19 protein-coding genes are annotated in these 21,297 nt (G+C 46.1%); 1 reads left to right on the forward strand and 18 read right to left on the reverse strand.

Annotated features, from left to right (window positions below; genetic code table 11):
• Window positions 1-72: 72 nt before the first annotated feature.
• Complete coding sequence (gene abc-f / locus H6A32_RS05295; RefSeq protein ID WP_087252040.1) at window positions 73-1,992, forward strand: ribosomal protection-like ABC-F family protein; 1,920 nt, start codon at window positions 73-75, stop codon at window positions 1,990-1,992.
• Between the two features lie 81 nt (window positions 1,993-2,073).
• Here the strand turns inward: abc-f and H6A32_RS05300 are convergent, their stop codons facing one another.
• The 18 genes from H6A32_RS05300 to H6A32_RS05385 all read right to left on the reverse strand — a co-directional run bounded on the left by H6A32_RS05300 (window position 2,074) and on the right by H6A32_RS05385 (window position 21,287).
• On the reverse strand, window positions 2,074-3,273 hold the full coding sequence (locus tag H6A32_RS05300; RefSeq protein WP_087252096.1) for an NADP-dependent isocitrate dehydrogenase: 1,200 nt from the start codon (window positions 3,271-3,273) through the stop codon (window positions 2,074-2,076).
• Between the two features lie 25 nt (window positions 3,274-3,298).
• Window positions 3,299-3,946: a GntR family transcriptional regulator gene (locus H6A32_RS05305; protein WP_087252041.1), complete on the reverse strand. Its 648-nt coding sequence runs from the start codon at window positions 3,944-3,946 to the stop codon at window positions 3,299-3,301.
• Window positions 3,947-3,964: 18 nt separating this feature from the next.
• The gene (locus H6A32_RS05310; protein ID WP_430749574.1) at window positions 3,965-5,332 is read right to left on the reverse strand and encodes a 2-isopropylmalate synthase; all 1,368 of its coding nucleotides are present in this window, start codon (window positions 5,330-5,332) and stop codon (window positions 3,965-3,967) included.
• Between the two features lie 169 nt (window positions 5,333-5,501).
• Window positions 5,502-5,912 carry a hypothetical protein gene (locus H6A32_RS05315; RefSeq protein WP_087252042.1) on the reverse strand — a complete coding sequence of 137 codons (411 nt, stop codon included), beginning with the start codon at window positions 5,910-5,912 and terminating at the stop codon, window positions 5,502-5,504.
• An 18-nt stretch (window positions 5,913-5,930) separates the two neighbouring features.
• Window positions 5,931-7,145, reverse strand: a complete 1,215-nt coding sequence (gene ilvA, locus H6A32_RS05320) for a threonine ammonia-lyase (protein WP_087168021.1) — start codon at window positions 7,143-7,145, stop codon at window positions 5,931-5,933.
• A 30-nt stretch (window positions 7,146-7,175) separates the two neighbouring features.
• Complete coding sequence (gene ftsY / locus H6A32_RS05325; RefSeq protein WP_087168022.1) at window positions 7,176-8,129, reverse strand: signal recognition particle-docking protein FtsY; 954 nt, start codon at window positions 8,127-8,129, stop codon at window positions 7,176-7,178.
• Window positions 8,130-8,152: 23 nt separating this feature from the next.
• The gene (smc, locus tag H6A32_RS05330; RefSeq protein WP_204863891.1) at window positions 8,153-11,710 is read right to left on the reverse strand and encodes a chromosome segregation protein SMC; all 3,558 of its coding nucleotides are present in this window, start codon (window positions 11,708-11,710) and stop codon (window positions 8,153-8,155) included.
• Between the two features lie 7 nt (window positions 11,711-11,717).
• Window positions 11,718-12,404: a ribonuclease III gene (rnc, locus tag H6A32_RS05335; RefSeq protein ID WP_087168024.1), complete on the reverse strand. Its 687-nt coding sequence runs from the start codon at window positions 12,402-12,404 to the stop codon at window positions 11,718-11,720.
• A gap of 53 nt (window positions 12,405-12,457) precedes the next feature.
• Window positions 12,458-12,691 (reverse strand): acyl carrier protein, encoded by a 234-nt coding sequence (gene acpP / locus H6A32_RS05340; RefSeq protein ID WP_087168025.1) that lies wholly within the window; start codon window positions 12,689-12,691, stop codon window positions 12,458-12,460.
• Window positions 12,692-12,714: 23 nt separating this feature from the next.
• On the reverse strand, window positions 12,715-13,728 hold the full coding sequence (gene plsX / locus H6A32_RS05345) for a phosphate acyltransferase PlsX (RefSeq protein WP_138373557.1): 1,014 nt from the start codon (window positions 13,726-13,728) through the stop codon (window positions 12,715-12,717).
• A 71-nt stretch (window positions 13,729-13,799) separates the two neighbouring features.
• Entirely contained in the window at window positions 13,800-15,035 is a 1,236-nt protein-coding gene (locus tag H6A32_RS05350; protein WP_087168027.1) for a threonine/serine ThrE exporter family protein, read from the reverse strand.
• A 207-nt stretch (window positions 15,036-15,242) separates the two neighbouring features.
• A complete protein-coding gene (locus H6A32_RS05355) occupies window positions 15,243-16,388 on the reverse strand; it encodes a YkvI family membrane protein (protein WP_087168028.1) in 1,146 nt (381 codons plus the stop codon).
• 94 nt (window positions 16,389-16,482) lie between these two features.
• The gene (gene grdF, locus H6A32_RS05360) at window positions 16,483-17,805 is read right to left on the reverse strand and encodes a sarcosine reductase complex component B subunit beta (protein WP_087168029.1); all 1,323 of its coding nucleotides are present in this window, start codon (window positions 17,803-17,805) and stop codon (window positions 16,483-16,485) included.
• Between the two features lie 21 nt (window positions 17,806-17,826).
• A complete protein-coding gene (grdG, locus tag H6A32_RS05365) occupies window positions 17,827-19,113 on the reverse strand; it encodes a sarcosine reductase complex component B subunit alpha (RefSeq protein WP_087168030.1) in 1,287 nt (428 codons plus the stop codon).
• A 218-nt stretch (window positions 19,114-19,331) separates the two neighbouring features.
• Window positions 19,332-20,024 (reverse strand): TetR/AcrR family transcriptional regulator, encoded by a 693-nt coding sequence (locus H6A32_RS05370; RefSeq protein ID WP_204863892.1) that lies wholly within the window; start codon window positions 20,022-20,024, stop codon window positions 19,332-19,334.
• Window positions 20,025-20,036: 12 nt separating this feature from the next.
• Window positions 20,037-20,417: a GrdX family protein gene (locus tag H6A32_RS05375; protein WP_346342248.1), complete on the reverse strand. Its 381-nt coding sequence runs from the start codon at window positions 20,415-20,417 to the stop codon at window positions 20,037-20,039.
• A gap of 165 nt (window positions 20,418-20,582) precedes the next feature.
• A complete protein-coding gene (gene rpmF / locus H6A32_RS05380) occupies window positions 20,583-20,765 on the reverse strand; it encodes a 50S ribosomal protein L32 (protein ID WP_087168033.1) in 183 nt (60 codons plus the stop codon).
• A gap of 3 nt (window positions 20,766-20,768) precedes the next feature.
• Window positions 20,769-21,287, reverse strand: a complete 519-nt coding sequence (locus H6A32_RS05385; protein WP_087168034.1) for a YceD family protein — start codon at window positions 21,285-21,287, stop codon at window positions 20,769-20,771.
• Window positions 21,288-21,297: the final 10 nt, after the last annotated feature.

Genomic DNA, 21,297 nt, shown 5'->3' on the forward strand with positions numbered 1-21,297 from the left:
ATTTTATGTTGTATTTTGTACAAATTCCGTTATAATGAATACGGTACTTTTGTTTTATCAGAGGAGGATACTATGATACTTGCATGTCACAATCTGGAAAAATCGTTTGGGGACCAGGTCATTGTAAGACATGGCTCTTTTCATATAGAGGATCACGAGAAAGCGGCTCTGACAGGTTTAAACGGTGCCGGAAAATCTACCATTTTGAAAATGATTACCGGAGAGATTCCGGCAGATTCCGGGGATATTATTCTCGCAAAAGGGAAACAGCTCGGGTATCTTTCCCAGCATCCCATGACGGACAGCACACGTACAGTCTATGAGGAAATGCAGACTTCCAAACAGTATCTGATCGATATGGAAAGCCAGATCCGCAAAATTGAGGCGGAGCTTCAGACTTTATCCGGATCTCATCTGGAGGACAGGCTTGCCGCTTATCACAATCTGACTTCCCGGTTTGAACGGGAAAACGGCTATGCCTATCAAAGTGAAATCACCGGAGTCCTGAAGGGACTGGGATTTACAGAAGAAGATTTTGAAAAGCCGGTCGCTTCCCTTTCCGGAGGGCAGCGAACCCGTGTTTCTCTGGGAAAACTTCTGCTTACCAAACCGGATATTCTGCTTCTGGATGAGCCGACCAATCATCTTGATCTGCATTCGATTGCATGGCTTGAGACCTATCTTCTGAACTACCCCGGAGCGGTCCTGATTGTCTCCCACGACCGGTATTTTTTGAACAGGGTCGTTACAAAGATCATTGAAATCGAAGCCGGCACGCTCACTATGTATCTTGGTAACTATCAGGAGTTTGCGAAGAAAAAACAGATGCTCCGGGATGCAAGGCTGAAAGAATACCTTAACCAGCAGCAGGAAATCAAGCATCAGGAAGCGGTCATTGAAAAACTTCGTTCCTTCAACCGGGAAAAATCCATCAAACGGGCCGAGAGCCGGGAAAAGATGCTTGCAAAGATTGAGCGGATTGAAAAGCCGGTTGAGCTTGCTTCAGATATGCATTTAAAGCTGGAGCCTTCTGTTGTCAGCGGAAATGATGTGCTCCGTGTTGATCACCTCAGCAAAGCTTTCCCGAATCAGACGCTCTTTGAAGACATCAGCTTTGAAATCAAACGTGGAGAACACGTTGCGATTATCGGGGACAATGGTACCGGAAAGACGACACTTCTGAAAATCCTGAATGAAGTCATTCCTGCGGATTCCGGAACTTTCACCCTTGGCTCCAATGTCACTATCGGTTACTACGACCAGGAACACCATGTCCTTCACATGGACAAAACGGTTTTTGATGAGATCTCGGACGATTATCCGTCCCTTACGAATACCCAGATCCGGAATATGCTTGCAGCCTTTCTCTTCACCGGGGATGATGTCTACAAGCTGATCGGAGACTTGAGCGGCGGGGAACGTGGACGTGTCTCTCTTGCAAAATTGATGCTTTCCGAGGCCAATTTCCTCATTCTCGACGAGCCGACCAACCATCTTGATGTTGCATCCAAAGAAATCCTGGAGCACGCATTGAATGATTACACCGGCACGGTACTTTATGTTTCCCATGACCGGTATTTTATCAACGAAACTGCCACGAGAATTCTGGAACTGGTCAATCAGAAATTTGTCAACTACATCGGAAATTATGATTATTATCTTGAAAAGAAAGAAGAACTTACCGCTGTTTACGCTGCTCCTGCCGCAGCAGATACGCCGTCTTCCACAGACACTCAGGCTTCGGCCGGAAAGCTGGACTGGAAGGCTCAGAAGGAAGCGCAGGCGAAGGAGAGGAAACGCCAGAACGATCTGAAGCGGACCGAAGAGCGGATTGAGACTCTGGAAACCCGGTGCGGTGAGATCGATGAACTGATGACCCACGAAGATGTATATTCCAATTCCGTCCGGTGCCAGGAGCTGGCAAAAGAAAAGGACAACATCACAGCAGAGCTTGAGACTCTCTATGAACAGTGGGAATCTCTCGCGGAATAAGAGCAGCAGAAAAGAGGCCGAAGCCCGTTTATAACACGGGTCTGCCTCTTTTTCTATGCTCTCTTTGATTTTGACTTCTTTTTATGCAAGCCGTTTTGCGATGGCTTTGATAAAGTCTTCGCTGTTTAATACAACCGGATCTTTCAAAGTCGTTATCAGCGCCAGGTCTTTTGTCATTTCGCCCGCTTCGATGGTATCGATAGTCGCTTTTTCAAGCCGGTCCGCAAACTCCTGAAGCTCCTTGTTTCCATCCAGTTCTCCGCGCTTTCTGAGAGCCCCGCTCCATGCAAAGATCGTTGCCACGGAGTTGGTGGATGTCTCCTCCCCTTTCAGGTGTTTATAATAATGTCTCTGAACTGTTCCATGAGCTGCCTCGTACTCATAGTATCCATCCGGTGAGACAAGAACGGACGTCATCATGGCAAGGGAGCCGAATGCGGAGGAAATCATATCACTCATAACATCTCCGTCATAGTTTTTGCATGCCCAGATATATCCGCCTTCTGATTTCATTACACGTGCCACCGCGTCGTCAATCAGTGTGTAGAAATACGTAATTCCCGCCTGTTCAAACTGCTCTTTAAATTCCGCGTCAAAGATCTCCTGAAAGATATCCTTGAATGTATGGTCGTATTTCTTTGAAATCGTATCTTTCGTTGCAAACCAGAGATCCTGTTTCGTGTCCAGTGCATAGTGGAAACAGCTCCTTGCAAAACTTTCGATGGACTTGTTGATATTGTGCATTCCCTGAATGATGCCGGGTCCGTCAAACTCATGGATCAGTTCTCTTGTCTCGCTTCCGTCCTCAGCGGTGTAGACAAGCTCTGCCTTTCCTTTTCCAGGGATTTTCATTTCCGTTCCTTTATACACATCCCCGTAGGCATGTCTTGCAATGGTGATCGGTTTTTTCCAGTTTCTGACGCACGGCTCAATTCCTTTTACGACAATCGGTGCACGGAATACGGTTCCATCCAGAATCGCACGGATCGTCCCGTTCGGGCTCTTCCACATCTCTTTCAAATCATATTCTTCCATCCGCGCTGCATTTGGTGTGATGGTCGCACATTTTACGGCCACTTTATACTTTTTCGTTGCAAGCGCACTGTCAATCGTCACCTGGTCATCAGTCTCATTACGGTGTTCCAGCCCAAGATCGTAATACTCCGTATTCAGATCAATAAAAGGCAGGAGCAGATGATCCTTGATCATCTTCCAGAGAATTCTTGTCATCTCGTCTCCATCCATCTCAACGATTGGTGTCTGCATCTGTATCTTTGCCATCATACCATCCCTTTCTTTTTCTTTCTTAGATTTCTTCCAGATGTAAATTCTGAACAACATGGCGGATATGCTCTTCCATCAGTTTCTCCGCCCTGTCCTCATCCTTGTCCCGGATTGCCGAGAGGATCTCCGAATGTTCCCTGATGGATTTTTCCGCACGGTTTTCCACTTTGACGGACATCCTCCTCGCCATCTGGACATAGCGGTGGAAATCCGTCAGTACATTTTTCAACATCCTGCTTCCGCAGGCTTCATAAAGGATAAAGTGGAACTTTCCGTCCAGAGTGGAAAGCTGTTCGGTCATCCCCTTTTTCAGATAAAATTCGGAGAGAAGAATCATCTCTTCCATCTCGTCAATCTGCTCCTTCGTAATCCGTCTTGTCGCAAGCCGGGCCGCAAGCCCTTCCAGCCTGGACCGGATCATATAGATATCCTGAACGTCCTCCCTGGAAATGCCGTTGACATACGTGCCTTTGTTTGGAATACTGGTCACCAGTCCTTCCAGTTCCAGCTTCCTGAAGGCTTCTCTGACCGGAGTCCTGCTGACTCCCAGCTCTTTTCCCACGGTCACTTCCCGGAGTTCGTCTCCTTTTTGATATTTCCCGGAAAGGATCTGTTCACTCAGTGTCCGAAACACCTTTCCGCTCAAAGAATAATCTTGATATTCTTCCATGACTGTTACTTCCTTCTATTAAAGAATGATTGACTTCTCACGGCAGATTTCCGTGATCTTCTGAACCATTTCTTCGTCCGTCATCACAGTTACACGTCCGTCGTCATACTGCTTATCCACCCATTCCTTCACTGCCACAACCAGCTCGGAGTCTTTTCCGACTTTTCTGTCCTCCGGAAGCTTGTAGTAGGTATTGATCCAGTGGGCAATTCCTGCGATGCCGGATGTGTTGGACACTGATACTACGGCCGGCCGGTTCAGAAACTTTCCGGTGTCAAAAATATTGTAGATCTCTTCGTTTTTCAGAAGTCCGTCCGCATGGATTCCGGCCCTTGTCACATTAAAGTTCTTTCCCACAAACGGCGTGTGCTCCGGAATATGGTAGCCGATCTCCTTTTCATAGTACTCGGCAAGCTCTGTGATGACAGTCGTCTCCATGCCGTCCAGTGTTCCCCGAAGCTGCGCATATTCAAATACCATTGCTTCCAGTGGTGTATTTCCTGTACGTTCTCCGATTCCAAAGAGAGAACAGTTTACGCCGCTTGCTCCATAAAGCCATGCGGTCGTTGCATTGCTGACTGCCTTGTAAAAGTCATTGTGCCCGTGGAACTCGATGAGTTCACTCGGTACTCCGGCATGGATCATCAATCCGTAGATGATACCCGGAATAGACCGCGGAATCACCGCTCCCGGATAGTTGACTCCGTATCCCATCGTGTCACAGACACGGATTTTAATCGGAATCTGATATTCTTCCATCAGATTCATCAGTTCCAGACAAAACGGAATCACGAAACCGTAAATGTCTGATCTTGTAATATCCTCCAGATGGCATCTCGGGCTGATCCCGATTTCCAGACACTGACGGATAATCGAAAGATAATGGTTAAGCGCCTCCCGCCTTGTCATCTTGAGTTTATAGAAAATGTGATAATCGGAACAGCTTACAAGAATCCCTGTCTCTTTCAGTCCGATCTCTTTTACCAGCTCAAAGTCCTTCTTATTTGCCCGGATCCAGCTTGTAACTTCCGGAAACTCATATCCTTTCTCCAGACACTGGTAAACAGCATCCCTGTCTTTTTTACTGTAAAGGAAAAACTCACTCTGACGGATCTTTCCCTTTGGACCGCCCAGACGGTGCAGGTAGTCATAAATCGTCACAATCTGCTCTGTCGTATACGGCGCTCTGGACTGCTGCCCGTCACGGAATGTTGTATCCGTAATCCAGATCTCGTCCGGCATTGAATGCGGTACGATTCGATCGTTGAACGCGATTTTCGGAACTTCGTCATATGGAAACAGATTCCGGAATATATTCGGCTTATCTACGTCCACCAGCGGATACATATGTTCTTCGAGCTGCAGTAAATTATTGTGATGGTTCATGTAAACTTTTCTATTATCCATTTTATACACTCCTTTTCGCTTTGTATAATTGTATACAATTATACAAAGCATGTCAACCCGAAGTTTGATATTTTTATAACCAGCGAAGTTTTCTGATAAACAAAAAGGATCCTGCGCCATGCAGGATCTCTTTCCATTTCAAAAGTAGTTACCTTCTCTTACGTTCATATTTGATTTTTGTCCGAAGATAGTTCTCAAAATCCAGAAACTGCATTTCTTCGCTTTCTCCGCTCAGGGCGTAGTCCATGCTCTGGGCGGCAGCCTCCAGCAGGTCTTCTGTTACTTCCGGACGGTTTTTCTGAAGAATCGAGAGCTTTTCTTCATTGGAATCTGCCTCCAGAAATCGGAGAAGCAGATCCGATGTATGCCCGTTTTCTGCTTTTTGGAATTCTTTTGTAAAATCAGGAACCGGAACAGCATAGAGGGTCTTCTCTTCCTCCTCTTGAAAAATCAAAAGCTCTTCCATCGTCTGCCAGTGTCTGGACGTGCCGATGAAACGGTAGATCGTGCCCTGCTGATCGGTGTATAAGAAACCTGTTTCAGGCAGTTTTCCCGGCAATCTGCTCCCTCCTTTTCTTTAATACAGTTTTGTTGTAACCAGCTTCGGACGGAATCCGTTGTTTTCCAGAGCCTGCAGAATCTCATGCTTGTGCTCTGTTCCAAATGCTTCCATGGTTACTCTCAGCTCTACAGCCGCATTTCTGTTTGTGCTTACAAACTGGTTGTGTTCCAGCTTGATGACATTGCCCTGTGCGTCCGCGATAGTCTTTGCCACGCGTACCAGTTCGCCCGGCTTATCCGGAAGCAGAACAGAAACAGAAAAGATCCGGTCTCTCTGGATCAGTCCGTGCTGTACGATGGAAGCCATGGTGATCACATCCATGTTTCCTCCGCTCAGGATGCAGACTGCCTTTTTCCCTTCCAGATTCATCTGTCTGAGCGCTGCTACAGAAAGCAGGCCGGAATTTTCCACAACCATCTTGTGATTCTCTACCATATCCAGAAAAACGCCGATCAGGTCATCATCATCGACTGTCAGTATCTGATCCACATTTTTCTGTACATACTCAAAGGTCTGGCTTCCCACGCGTTTTACCGCAGTACCGTCCGCAATCGTATTGGCGCTTGGAAGGGTTACCGGTTCTCCTGCTTTCAGAGCTGCTTTCATACTGGCTGCTTCTGAAGGCTCCACACCGATGACTTTGATCTTCGGATTAAGCATCTTTGCAAGGGTTGCTACACCTGCAATCAGTCCGCCTCCTCCTACCGGGACAAAGATATAATCAACAGTCGGAAGCTCCTGAACGATCTCCATGGCGATACTTCCCTGGCCCGTCGCTACATCCAGGTCGTCGAACGGATGGACGAATGTGTATCCATGCTCTTCGGCAAGCTCGTAGGCCTTGTCACAGGCATCATCATAAACATCTCCGTAAAGAACGACATCCGCTCCCAGATTCTTTGTTCGGTTTACCTTGATCAGCGGCGTAACGGTCGGCATAACGATCGTTGCCTTGCATCCGAACATCTTTGCCGCATAGGCAACGCCCTGGGCATGATTTCCTGCTGAAGCCGTGATCAGTCCTTTCTGCTTTTCCTCCTCGGACAGCGTACTGATCTTATAGTAGGCGCCGCGGATTTTGTACGCGCCCGTATGCTGCATGTTTTCCGGCTTCAGATAAATCTTTCCACCTGTTTCCTCGCTCAGGTATTCACTGTAGACCAGTTTTGTCGGATTTGTGACTTTTTTTACAAGCTCACTTGCTTCTTCAAATTTTTCCAATGTCATCATGGCTGTAACCTTCTTTCCTCTGTGTCATGTTTATTCTGTTTCTTCCTCCGGATGCTCCTCTGTCGTAAACAGGGCATTGACAAAATCATCGGAATCAAATTTCTGCAGATCATCGATACTTTCTCCGACTCCGATATATTTGACCGGAATGCCAAGTTCCGACTGAATTGCTACCACAATTCCCCCTTTTGCGGTTCCATCCATTTTTGTCAGAACGATTCCCGTAATGTCTGCCGCCTCCGCAAACTGTTTTGCCTGCGAAAGTGCGTTCTGCCCTGTTGTTCCATCCAAAACCACCAGGGTTTCTCTGTACGCGTCAGCGTACTCTCTCTCAATGACACGATTGATCTTTTTCAGCTCTTCCATCAGATTCTTTTTATTATGAAGACGCCCCGCCGTATCACACAGCAGAACATCCGCCTTCCTTGCCTTTGCGGCCGCAACCGCATCGTACACGACAGCTGCCGGATCAGAGCCTTCCTGTCCCCCGATAAACTCTGCATTTGCCCGGTCTGCCCATTCTTTCAGCTGTTCTCCCGCCGCGGCACGGAATGTGTCCGCCGCTGCGATCACAACTTTTTTCCCTTCACCGCGAAGCTTCCCTGCAAGCTTACCGATGGTCGTCGTTTTTCCTACCCCGTTAACTCCAATCACCAGTACTACGGATTTCTGATTTTCAAACTCATATGCTGTCTCCCCGATCTGCATCTGCTCCTTGATACTGTCAATCAGAAGCTGTTTGCAGTCAGCCGGATCCTTGATATGCTGTTCTTTCACCTTTTCTCTAAGGTCATCAAGGATCGAATAGGTCGCCTTGACGCCGAGATCTCCCATAATCAGGATCTCTTCCAGCTCTTCATAAAAGTCTTCATCAATTTTGGAAAACCCGCTGAACAGGCTGTCAAGGCCGGAAACGATATTCTGCCTTGTTTTTGTCAGGCCTGACACAAGCCGCCGGAAAAATCCCTTTTTTTCCTCTGCCATAGTCTCTTCTACTCCTTTATTTTTTATTTGCTGAGCTGGTTTTCAAGCAGATCTACTGAAACCAGCGTAGAAACTCCCTTCTCCTGCATCGTAATTCCATACAGTCTGTCCGCTGCTGTCATTGTTCCTCTCCGGTGGGTAATAACAATAAACTGCGTATTTTTCGTCAGTCTGTGAAGATACTGCGCAAACCTTGTAACATTGGAATCGTCCAGGGCTGCTTCGATCTCGTCCAGCAGACAAAACGGCGACGGTTTCAGATTCTGAATCGCAAAGAGAAGCGCGATCGCCGTCAGCGCTTTTTCTCCACCGGAGAGCTGCATCATATTCTGAAGCTTCTTTCCCGGCGGCTGTGCAATGATCCGGATTCCCGCTTCCAGAATATCCTCGTCCTCCAGAAGCTCGAGTGTCCCTTTTCCGCCTCCAAAGAGCTGGCGGAAAACATTATGGAACTCTTCTTTTATCCTTGCGAACTGTTCCTCAAACTGCCTTCTCATGGCGGTATCCAGTTCTTCAATAATCTGTTTTAAGGTTGCCTCCGCTTCGATCAGGTCTTCATGCTGGTTTTTCAAAAAGAGATACCGTTCTTCCAGATTTTTAAAATCTTCAATGGCATTGACATTGACATTGCCAAGGCTGCGGATCTCTGAGCGAAGCCGCTGAATCTCTTTCTTCATGAAGCCCAGATCTCCAATACTTTCATCCCGGTACTGCTGCGCATGATTATAGGTGATCTCGTATTCTTCCCACATATAATTCATCTGCTTTTCCATCGTCTCCTCCAGCCCGTCCTTCTTTCCGCCAAGCCGGAAGGTTTCTTTATCAAGATCGGAAATCTGTTCCGAGATGGCATCGCGCTTTCCAAGGAATTCCTTATGTCTGCGGGAAAGTGTTTCCTTTTCCCCGGCATACTGCCCGATCTCCTGTTCGATCTCTTCGATCAGTTCTCCGGCTTCCCGGATCTTTTGTCCGGCCCGTTCCATCTCCTGCTCTTTTTCAGCAATCGCTTTCTTATTGTCTCCCTGGTTTTCCTCCAGCAGTTTCTTTTCCTGTGTATACTTCGTATACTCCTGCCAGATACGTTCCTGATTTTCATTCAGGAAGATTTCTTTTTGTCCAAGTTCCGCAAAAACAAGATGTGCGTCCTCGGCACGTTTCTGTAAAATCTGTTCCTCTTCCTTCTTTTTCTCCAGCTCCTTCTGCTCTTCTTCCGTCTCCTTTTTCAGCCTTTCTTCCAGTTCTTCGGAAGTTCCCAGTTCGATTTCAATGGATTCCTGATTCTCCTGAAGTTCCCGGAGCTGGTTTTCATAGCTTTCGTTTTCTTTTAAAAGCTCCGCCTTTCGGTCAAGGATCGACTTCTGCCTGCTTTGTACCTGAGAAAGATTCATCTTTGCGGTATTCTGCCGGACGTATATCTTCTGCATCTCATCTTTGAGGCTGTCCATTTTCGCATAATATCCGGCACGCTCTTCTTTATGACGCTCCAAAGACTCCCTCGTCTGCTCCAGGTCCTTTTTGAGCATCTGTACGGTCTTTTCAAATTCCTCAATCTCACGCCGTCTGCTTAACAAACTGCTGGAATTTTTAAAAGCCCCTCCTGTCATGGATCCACCCGGATTGAGAAGCTCTCCCTCCGGTGTCACCATCCGGACAGTTTGGCGGTATTTCCTTGCAAGACGGATACCCACGTCAATATTTTCCACTACCACGGTACGGCCAAGAAGGTTCTTCATAAGACTTTTGAATTCTTCATCTGTCTCCACAAGCGTATGGGCAAGTCCGATGACACCGTCTTCTCTGAGCACTTCCGGCTTTGGGAACTCGGAACCCTTCACGCTGGTCAGAGGAAGGAACGTTGCCCGCCCGAATTTATGCTGTTTCAGATAAGTAATCATTCTTTTCGCGGTCTCTTCATCCCTCGTTACGATATTCTGGATGCTTCCGCCGAGTGCAGTCTCCACCGCAGTCTCGTACTTTTTCTCTACACGGATCAGATCCGCCACAACTCCAAGGATGCCCTGCTCCCGGTTTTTCTGCTCCATGACTCTCCGGATACTGTTACCGTATCCTTCGTAGCGCTCGGTCATATTTTTCAAAGATTCCAGTCTGGACTGCTCTCTGTGATACGCACTCTGTCCAGTCTGAATCAGTCCATTTTCTTTTGTAATTTCTTCCTGAAGTCTTATAATTTCACTTTCATACTGCGCAATCGTTTCCGAACAGGTACGGATCTGGGCGGAAAGCTCTTTCCATTCACTTTCATACTTTTCATATTCTGTCCGGTATACTTCCGTTTCCTGGGTAATCGTTAAGAGCTGCTGCGCAAGTCCTGTCTTCTGAACCCTGATCTGCTCTTTCATCGTATGAAAACGCTGTAGTTCGGCCTTTGTCGAAGCCCGCACGGAAAGAATCTTCATAATCTCGTTTTTCTTTTCCTCGCTGGAAAGACTGATCCTGGCCATCTCCTCCTGAAGGCTCGTCAGATTCTCTTTTTCTTTCTCGCTCTGCGCTTCCTTCTCCCTCATCTGGGCTTCCAGATCTGCGCGCCGGCTTTTCAGTTCTTCAAGCTCGGTCTCCCGTTTCCGGATCTCTTCCTCAACAGTCTTTTTCCGCTCCAGATAATGGGCGTCGTTCATCCGCACGCTGTTGATCTGCTCTTTGAGAAGGTCAATGCTGTTCTCATACTGCTGCCGGATCAGTCTTGTATCATTCAGCTGCTTTCTCGCGGTCTCCGTCTGAAGGTCAATCTCCCCGATCCGGTTTTCTACTTCGGCATACTCCTCTTTCATGGCGTCATACCGCTTTCTCGATTCATCAAGCTCTTCCTGCGCACGTGCCAGAGCCTCTTCTGTTTCCTTTTCTTCCGCTTTTATCTTTTCTGTCTGAACGAGGAACAGATTGACGTCCAGCTTTTTCATTTCTTCCCGTTTCTTCAGATACTCTCTCGCCGTCTCAGACTGCTTTTTAAGCGGTCCGTACTGCTTTTCCAGCTCCGAAAGGATGTCTGTTACACGTACCAGATTCTGCTGCTCTTCTTCCAGCTTCTTCAAGGATGTATTTTTTCTCCGCTTGAATTTGACAATTCCCGCAGCCTCATCGAACAACTCCCTCCGGTCTTCCGGTTTTCCGCTTAAGATCTTATCGATCTGACCCTGTCCGATGATTGAATATCCCTCTTTCCCGATTCCGGTATCATAAAACAGCTCGTTGATATCTTTCAATCTGCAGCTGCTTCCATTAATCAGGTACTCTGACTCACCGGAGCGATAAAGCTTTCTTGTCACAGTGACTTCCTCAAAATCAATCGGCAGCTTGTGGTCGGAGTTGTCCAGCGTGATCCCGACCGAGGCGTAGCTTAGAGGCTTTCGGTTCTCAGTTCCCGAAAAAATGACATCCTGCATGTTGCCTCCGCGAAGCTGCTTCGCCCTCTGCTCTCCTAATACCCACCGGACCGCGTCCGCGACGTTGCTCTTTCCACTTCCATTCGGCCCTACAATGCCGGTGATTCCATTATGAAACTGAAAGACGATTTTATTTGCAAAAGATTTAAATCCCTGTACTTCAATGCTTTTTAAATACATAGCTCTCCTATCGTTTCTCCTGTAATTTCAAAATCGCCTGATATGCAGCCTGCTGTTCAGATGCTTTTTTGGTCCTTCCTTCGCCTTCCCCGTAGATCTGTTCTCCGATCCTGACTGCCGTACAGAAACTTTTATTGTGGTCCGGTCCTTCCTCCCGGATCAGTTCATAGGAAACCTGATCATCAGAATTTCCCTGTACAATTTCCTGCAGGATAGTCTTGCTATCAAAAAAGAGCTTCTTGTTTTCCAGGTCATTGAGGATAAACCGGTGAATGAACTCTTTTGCGCTAGCAAACCCACCGTCCAGATAAATCGCTCCAATCAGCGCTTCCATCGCGTCAGATGTAACCGAATCCCGTTTTCTTCCGCCCGTTGCCTCTTCACCTTTTCCGAGCATCAGATATTCCCCCAGTTTGATATCTCTGGCACAAAAAGCAAGCGCCGGTTCACATACCATACTTGCCCTCTTTTTGGTCAGTTCACCTTCCGGCATTGTCTCATACTCAAAAAAAAGAAATTCGCTGGATACAACTTCAAGTACTGCATCGCCCAGAAACTCCAGCCGCTCATTACATTCATATTTCTTCATGTGCTTTTCGTTCACATAGGAGCTGTGTCTCAAAGCATGACGCAGAAGTTCCGGATTCCGGAACTGATAATCAATTGTTCTTTCTAGTTCTTTGATCTTTCTCATAAAACCCCCAATTAGCACGAAAAAGCCCTGACGGGCTTTTCCGCATTTATGTTTTAATTATTTGTTGCCGTTCTGATCTGCTCTACTGCGTCTCCCACTGTCACGATTTTTTCCGCATCATCATTATCAATCTCGATATCGAATTCTTCCTCGATTCCCATGATAATCTGGAAAATGTCCAAAGAATCTGCTCCCAAATCGTCTACAAATGTAGTCTCCATTGTGATGTCTGAGGCATCCACATTTAATACATCTGCGATAATCCCCTGTAATTTTTCAAATTCCATAGTTACATTCCTTCCTTAAAAGTTTATTCTTTCTCTTTCTGAATGCATTCTCTGATTTTCTCATTAATCTTCTGCTCTTTGAAGGTCACGCACTGAATAATGGAGTTGCAGACCTCACGTGCCTTTGAGTTGCCGTGTGTCTTTACAACCAGGCCATTGAGACCAAGCAGCGGTGCTCCGCCGTACTCGCTTGCGTCAAATCCCTTCATCGTCTCCTTCAGCGCCGGTTTTACAAGCAGTGCTCCGATTTTTGTCCTGAGGCTCTTCATCATGCCTTCCTTGATCTTATCAACCAGCACCCCTCCGACGCCCTCATAAAGTTTCAGGATAATATTGCCCGCGAAAGCCTCGCAGACAATGACATCCGCGTCACCATACGGAATATTGCGCGCCTCGATGCTCCCGGTAAAATTAATATCCGGGCATGCCTTCAGCATCGGGAACGTCTCTTTCACAAGGGCGTTGCCCTTCTCCTCCTCAGCACCGATATTGACAATCGCCACTTTCGGATTCTTCACGCCCATAACATGCTCCATATAGATCGAGCCCATTTTTGCAAACTGCACCAGATGGGACGGTCTGGCATCTACGTTTGCTCCGCAGTCGATCAAAAGCGAAAATCCCTTTTTGGTCGGTAAAAGCGGTGCAAGGGGCGGCCTCTCCACTCCTTTGATTCTCCCTACAATGACCTGTCCTCCAACGAGAATGGCTCCGGAGCTTCCTGCCGATACAAACGCGTCGGCCTCTCCTTTTTTAACCATATTCATCGCTACGACAATCGAAGAATCCTTTTTTCTGCGGATTGCCATTACCGGCGGCTCCGCGGTCTCAATCACTTCACTGGCGCCCTTGATCTCAATCTGCTCTTTGTCGTAAGTATATTTGGCAAGCTCTTCTTTTATGATGTCTTCTTTCCCGACAATCAATACCTGAATATCCCTGCGCTTATTTACTGCGTCAACAGCGCCTTTAATGATTTCCACCGGGGCATTATCCCCTCCCATGGCGTCGAGCGCCACTTTCGTGTATTCTGCCATGCTTCTACCTCCTGCATTCTATCAGTAATTCTACTAGACATTGTTATAAAAATCAATGCTTTTCTATCTTTTTAAGAACTCTTGCCAACGCGGTATTCCCGTTTCAGCGCACTCATAATGACTCTGGATGCTACATCCACGATATTGAATCCAAAGGCAATCGCAAGACATGTGGTGGCTAGAAGGATTCCTTCACTGGAAATGAGCGCGGAATCATTGCTTACAAAACCGTACATCATATAGTACAGATTTGGTCCCGGAATCAAAGGAAATACAGATGCTGTCAGGAAAATCGTCGATGGTGCCTTATTGACTCTGGACATGATAAATGCATAAAATCCGACAAATACCGCTGCAATCAATGTAGCAAGAAAGTTGCTCGGTTCAATGGCAAATACGAGAGCATAAATTCCCCATGTAATAAACGCACCAACTCCCGAGTAGAATACCTGACGTCCCCGGACTTTAAACCATATGGCAAAACCGATACAGGCAATCGTACAGGAAACAAGCTGCATCGGAACACTTGGTGTCAGCATAAATCCTTCCATGGATCTTGCATGAAAGACCATCATGGCAAGCGCGATCCCAAGAGCAATTCCTGTTGCCCCGAGAATGGAATTTAAAATATTAATGGACCCGGATATAAAGTCCCGCTGCAGTAACTCGCGGAATCCATTGGTCGTACCAAGTCCACTGATCAGCAGCATGACAATCCCGATCATGATTCTGTCGGGATGTGTTCCGATTCCATTTCTGGTCGCCAGGATAATAATGATCTCAGATAAAAAGGCAAGGATCAGATTATAAATCATCAGATTTCCTTCCCTTGTGCTCAGCCATTTTCCAACAAATACAATCATCAGTGAAACAACCACAGCAACAATCGCATCCATAAATCCGCACCCGAAGAATACGGCAAATCCGGCACCTCCCATGACTCCCGCCACATACCGGAGAATTTCCGGCTGTTCCGGCCGGTTCATCACTTCCTCAAACTTGATCTTCAGCTGATCCGCATCCGGCTTATGGGCACAGACATATCTGGAAAGATTGTTCAGATAGTCCAGCCGGTCAAAATCATTCTCCGATGTCTCGATATGCCTTACCTGAGTGATAAACTCTCCTTCCGGCGTCTTCGCTGTCACCTGAATGTTGCTTGGAATAACAAATACATCATATCTGACAAATCCATAACTTTTCAGCATTCTGTAAAGGGCATCCTCCAACCGGAAATTTTCCGCTCCGCTTTTCAGCATCTCTTCTCCGATATCCAGGATGCCTTCAATAATTCTGTTGTAGTCCATCCTTCTACCTCACTCCACTTTCTTTTTTCTTTCTTAAGCACTTTCCTATTCTAGCAAATAATAATCGATTTTTCATCCCTTTTCTAAAAGAATTCCTCTTCTTTTACAAATTTCTTACAATTGTGGTTGAGCCTGCCCGCACTCCACACAAAAAACAGCAACCGTTTCGATTGCTGTTTTTTACAGACAGATATTTTCTGCAAATAGCTATGCTTTTTTCCTTTTAGCAAGGAAATCTGTAATATTTTTCTTAATCATAAACAGAATTAACACTGCTCCGACATAACCATTCAGAACATAAATAACATTAACGAGTGTTCTGAATGGAAGGAACAGCCCGACGATCAGCCCTACAACCGCAAGAACAACTGTCAAAATTTTAAAACGGGAAGTTCCTTCTTTTGCGAAACGGGATGCCGGATTATAGAGCAGCGGAACAGCTGTCGTATAAATACCTGCAAATACAACAATTGCAAAAATAGCAGAAAACGGTTTCCAGATCTTCATGGCAAGAATCAGGTTCGGAATATCTGCATTCCATACATAAGCGCTTCCGTCCTCAAGCGGAGTATTGATATTGGCAATCTGGCCGAAAGAGATCAAAGCAATTGCAACACACACAGCAACCGTGCCACCTACGATACCATAGTTAAGATCTTTTTTCTTGTTCTTGGATCCCAGCGCTGCCGTAAAACTTGCAAACCACAGAAGAACAAATCCTGCATAGGAAGCTGCTGAAATAAACCAGTTCGCACCTGCATTTTTGATCGTTTCTCCCTCTGCTGCTCCTGCATAGGCACCTGTCCGGATAACTTCCAGTCCTGCCGGAATATTGCCTGCATCCTGAATCACCGTAACAAGACCGATAAAAATACAAAGTACAACGATAATCGGCCCTACGACACCAATGGCATCAACGAGAGAATTCAGTCCGCCGACTACTGTAATTGTCGTAAGGATTGTAAGGATGACTGCACCTGCCCAGTTCGGAAGTCCGTACTCCTGATTCAATGTAGATGCCGCACCGCCGATCATAACCCAAAATGACATATAGCAGAAAATCGTAGAATAATAGTCACAAAATGTTCCTACATATTTTCCGCAAAAATATTTGTAAACATCATTTCCGTGTTCAAACTTCTGTTCAGCGCCTGCTTTCGCAAAGTTAAAATTGTAATACAGAAACATGACCGCAAAGCCAAGAATAACCAGAATTGACTGCCAGCCATATGCTGTATAGTATTGAATGATCTCCTGGCCTGTCGCAAATCCGGATCCGATGGTAAACGCGATTACCGCTCCTGCCAGAATCAGAACTCTCTTCCAGTTCACTGCGCCGTTCTCTTTGCCCATAGAGTCCCCTCCTATCCATCAAAAATTAAAAAACGGGTACAGTACAGATCTGTACTGTACCCGGATTCTGTTATTATTTTTTAGTTATCTTTCTTTAGAAATTGTCTTTTTCAAATACGGTCTGCTCGGTTACTTCAGTTTGAAGTGCTTTGAGCGCCCGGCGTACCATTCTCTTACGGATCTTCTTGGAATCCACTTCGCCCTGGGTTGGATCACCAAGCGGATACGGAATACCAACACCTGGGATAATTCTGTTGGCGCCGATTGTAAGGGAAATCGGAACTACCGTTGCCATATGTACTACCGGAACCCCATATTTTTCGATTCCTTTAACCATCGTTGCACCGCAACGAGTACAGGTACCTCATGTGCTGACGAGGATAACCCCGTCAACATGCTCCTGTTCTGTGAGGATCTTACCGATCTCATCACCAAATTTTGCTGCAGATCCTGTCGCAGTTCCTGTACCTGTTGTTGTACAGAAGAAGTTTACGAGTTCACCGAACTCTCCGTCTCTTTCCATTTCACGAAGTACATCAAGCGGAACTACCAGGTTCGGATTTGCCATAACGAACTGACGGTCATATCCACCATGGATTGTTGTAAACTCTTCCGGGCTCATAGAATCTTTTCCTTCGATGGAGTAGATTCCGAACTTCGTTGCATTGGAAGATTCGATATGATCCGGGTTTCCAACCGGAACAACACCACCGGAAGTAACAACCGCGATCTTCGCATGTTTGATATCCTTGATTGCCGGTGCAGGCGGTACCCTGTCAAATTTCGGCATCGGAAGGTCTGTCTCAAACGGCTCGCCTTTCATCTTCTTTACAAGCATCTTGATGGCACGTTCGGATCCTCTTTCTTCCGCGAAGTAGTTGACACGGATTCCTCTTTCGTGATAATTTTCTTCATTCGGTCCAAGAATCTCTTCGCCTGTTGCCATCTTCTTGATCAGATTTACGATGGACGGAAGTACTTTTCTCATTGTAGCTGCGGAGTTTCCTGTCTTTACTGTGATCACGTCCTTGCGGAACATATCAACACCAGGGTTCTCCTCATAGGCTGCTGTCAGCACCGGAATACCGAGTCTTTCTTCCACTGCTTTACAGATCGTTCCACATGCAACGCCGTAACGTCCTGCGTTGAATGCCGGTCCTGCAAAGAAGACGTCCGGTTCATATTTCTTTACCATGTCGATAATCGTATCGGTTGCTTCATCCAGATTTTCTCCGAAATAGTTGTCACCGCAGATTACTGTAGCTACGATTTCATAATCTTCACCAAGAGCCTGTGCAAGAGCTGCTCCTGGTCCAAGAGCCTCTTCTCTTACTTCCGGTTTGTAATCTGCCTTTTCCTCACCGCCGATACCGGCAAAGAACTGGTTAATATAATGAACAATTTTATATTTTGCCATTTTGGATCCTCCTTCCAAATCTTAATATCCCCTTGCTGCAAGGTGGTTAAAGCCGTTTGCGATCGTAGATGCAATGATGATCTGAAGCTCTGCCTCAAAGGAACCGTCTTCATTGACACATCCTGCCCATCCGCCGATCTGGCTTTCGATGTAATCCATAGTACCGATCACTTTGTCCATAGCCGGGAACTGTAATGTCGCATTTCCCTGTCCACAGGAGGAAAGTGCATCCGCCTCATCGCATGTATCTGCCAGAGACTGGGATTTTCCGTCTTTTCCCGGGAATTCGTCTGTGATCAGAACTACTTTCACGCCTTTGCGTTCTACTTTACGGCAGTTCATCATCAGGTCGGTATCCGGATTTCCGTATCCTTCCTCTGTGATCAGTACGCCATCAAGTCCCATCCATTCTGCCAATTTTGCAACCATGTCAGAATGTCTCTCTTTATCAGCAAGGAATACGTTTTCATTCGTAAGGATGACACCCATAAAGTTGATGTCTTTTCCGTGATGCTTATAGCAGTCCTCGATAACCGGGTTGTGGAAGTGGTGATAGGTCGTAACCTTGTCACACGGAGCTACACAGTTTCCGGATACGATCGCGCCGTCCATGATTTCTGTCGGATACATGAATGTCGGTACGAACTGTTTTGCGTCAACTCCATAGTAATATGTATCGTGGAGGAGTCCCTGTGACTGAAGCATGTGGATATATCCTACTTTCGGAAGATCAGGATACATTGCGGCCTGCTCAAAAATCGGCTTCGTCTCATATGTTTCCAGTGTATCCGGTTCAATGTTTCTTCCTGCTTCTCCAAGGTAAGCTGCAACTTTCAGTCCTGCCATTCTTCCCGCTTTTTCATATACGTGGGTCTCAAGCCCTTCCTGAGGTTCGATTACAACACAGAGATTTACAGTCTTGGAAAACGGACAGTAATCTGCTGCCGGTCCGCTCATGTCGATAACACCTTCCTGGAAACCAACAATCCGTCCAACGGTAACTACGCAGCATCCGTCCAGCGCATGTGTTCTTCCTTCGCCTACTGTCGGTGTTACTTTCCCTACAACTCCAGGGAAAATCTCTCCGCCTGATACTTTTACTCTAGGTTCGATTACATCCTTCACCGGTGTAATACGTGTGCTGTCACCCGGACGGGCGATGTCAAGGCTGCAGCCGATCAATTTGTCATCTTCCAGAACAAGCGCTTCCACTTCTTCCTTATTGACATAGAGCACATGGTCTTTCACATATGTCTTTTCTGCAAATTGGATATCGTCGATCTTAATCTTCCCTAATTCCAATTTCATAGGTAAATCCCTCCTTCTTTGTAATCGCGATAACTTTAAGTCAAAAAAAAACTTTGTTATCTTTTTTCTTGTTCTTTATCCCTATTATATGATTTTGTCTTACAATTATCAAGTTTTTTATTCAATCTTTCTATACATTTTTTCGATAAGTTCTATAAGTTCAGCATTTCCACCAAAAAAAGACGCCTTCAGACAGTTTTCCCGTCTGAAGACGCCCCTTATTGAATTTGATATTCCTTATATCCTTTCAAGTCTTTCGCAAACATTCGAACCAGCTTTTCAATATCACGAATAAAGAGTCTTACCCTTCCGTTTACATCCTTTTCCTCAATTCCATCGTCACAGACCGTCTTGAAATATCCTTTGAACAGAAGGCAGACCATCCGGTTCAACGATACCGCATTATCGTATCCAATCGCATTGGAACGGATACACTTTCTGCACATTTCAAAATCACGCCCCATGAAGTCCCCTGTCTGAAGCATCTCGTGGAAGACCCTGTTGGAGAGCATCAGGTTTTCCGGAAACATCTTATAATACTCTCTGATGGAAACACGCAGCTTGTTATTGTTATTTTCGAAAAAGAGAAGATTATATGCCTCAGGCTTCCGGAATGCCTCCATGGAATAGCAGTACCATACCCCAACATAGATATCCCACACATTTTTCCAGTGCTTCTCCGCCGCGTTCAGACGCTGGATATAATAGTTCAGCTCCCCAAGCTCTGCATAGTATAACAGTTCATCCCTGCTGTCAAAATAGCGGTACAGACTTGCCGTAGAACAGTCCATCTCCTTTGCAATCCGCCGGATCGTCACCGCGCCGATCCCCTCCTGATGAATAATCTCATTCGCTTTCGCAATATAATCCCGTCTTGTCAGTCCTTTAAAGTACTTTTCATTCCTCTTCATATACCAATTCCCTTACATCAGTCTCGGAACGATATTTTCAATTACCGAAAGGTCGATGGTCTTAAAGTCTTCTTCTACGTTTTTCTGATAGTGGTCCGGTGTCGGGGCAATTTCCTGCCACTGTTCGTATGTTTCAATGCATTTTTCAATCAGCATGATATCTTTCGTATTATCTTCCTCCCCTTTCGGGTATACCATAACCGAACGGAACGGCGTCTGGTTCGGCTTCAGGCTGGACGCCTGAGGGTGGGTCAGAAGGATATGCCGGTCATACACAAGGTCTCTTACCTTGATCAGTACGTCTCTGTAAGAGTCCAGAAGAATGACTTCCATGTCATCTTTATATTTTCGGTACACTCTATCGTTGTTTGTCACCAAAGTTACTTTTTCCATATTCCACATCGTATATCAGCCTCTTTTCCGGTTGGTTTCTTTTTATCTTAACATAGTTGCTCTTTTTTCACCATAAATTACGGCAAATTTGTGGTAATTATGTGGTAAACCGGCATGAAAAAAGGGATCTGCATATTTGCAAATCCCCGTTTTTCGGTATTTCCATTAGTCTTCTACGGAAATGATTTCTTTCTTGTTATAGCTTCCGCAAGCTTTGCAAACTCTGTGAGGCATCATAAGTGCGCCGCATTTGCTGCATTTTACAAGATTCGGAGCGCTCATTTTCCAGTTTGCTCTTCTCTTGTCGCGTCTTGCTTTAGAAGTTTTATTCTTTGGACAAATTGACATCGGTTACACCTCCTTAAAATTCTTAAACAGATCGCGGATAACTGACATTCTTGGATCAAGACCCGGATCTTCACAATCGCAGGTACCCTCGTTTAGGTTCTGACCACATACACTGCAAAGTCCTTTGCAGTCTTCCCTGCACAGGGTTTTTGTCGGCCATCCTATCAAAATCTCATAATAGAGTAATTTGTCGACGTCAAGATGATATCCGTCAATATAATCTGATTCTTCGTCTGTCTCTGCAGTCTCTCCACCGACAACGGCATGTCTCTCAAAAGAAATCTCCATCGGAACTTTCACCGGACTGAGACAACGGTCGCACGGAATCACTGCAGTCAGACTGCAGGAACCGGAGACAGAAATCTCTTTTCCTTTTACATGCTCAATATGAATCTGCACGCTGCTCTTCTCCACAAGAGGGAAAGGACCGCCTGGCAGTTTCATCGCCTCCATCTCAAGCGGAAGGACGGCATCAATCGGTTTGTGCTGTTCGGACAGTACATCGGATAGGTTTAACAGCATATTCATTGCT

It is taken from the genome of Drancourtella massiliensis (assembly GCF_016900655.1).
Lineage (GTDB): Bacteria > Bacillota > Clostridia > Lachnospirales > Lachnospiraceae > Sellimonas > Sellimonas catena.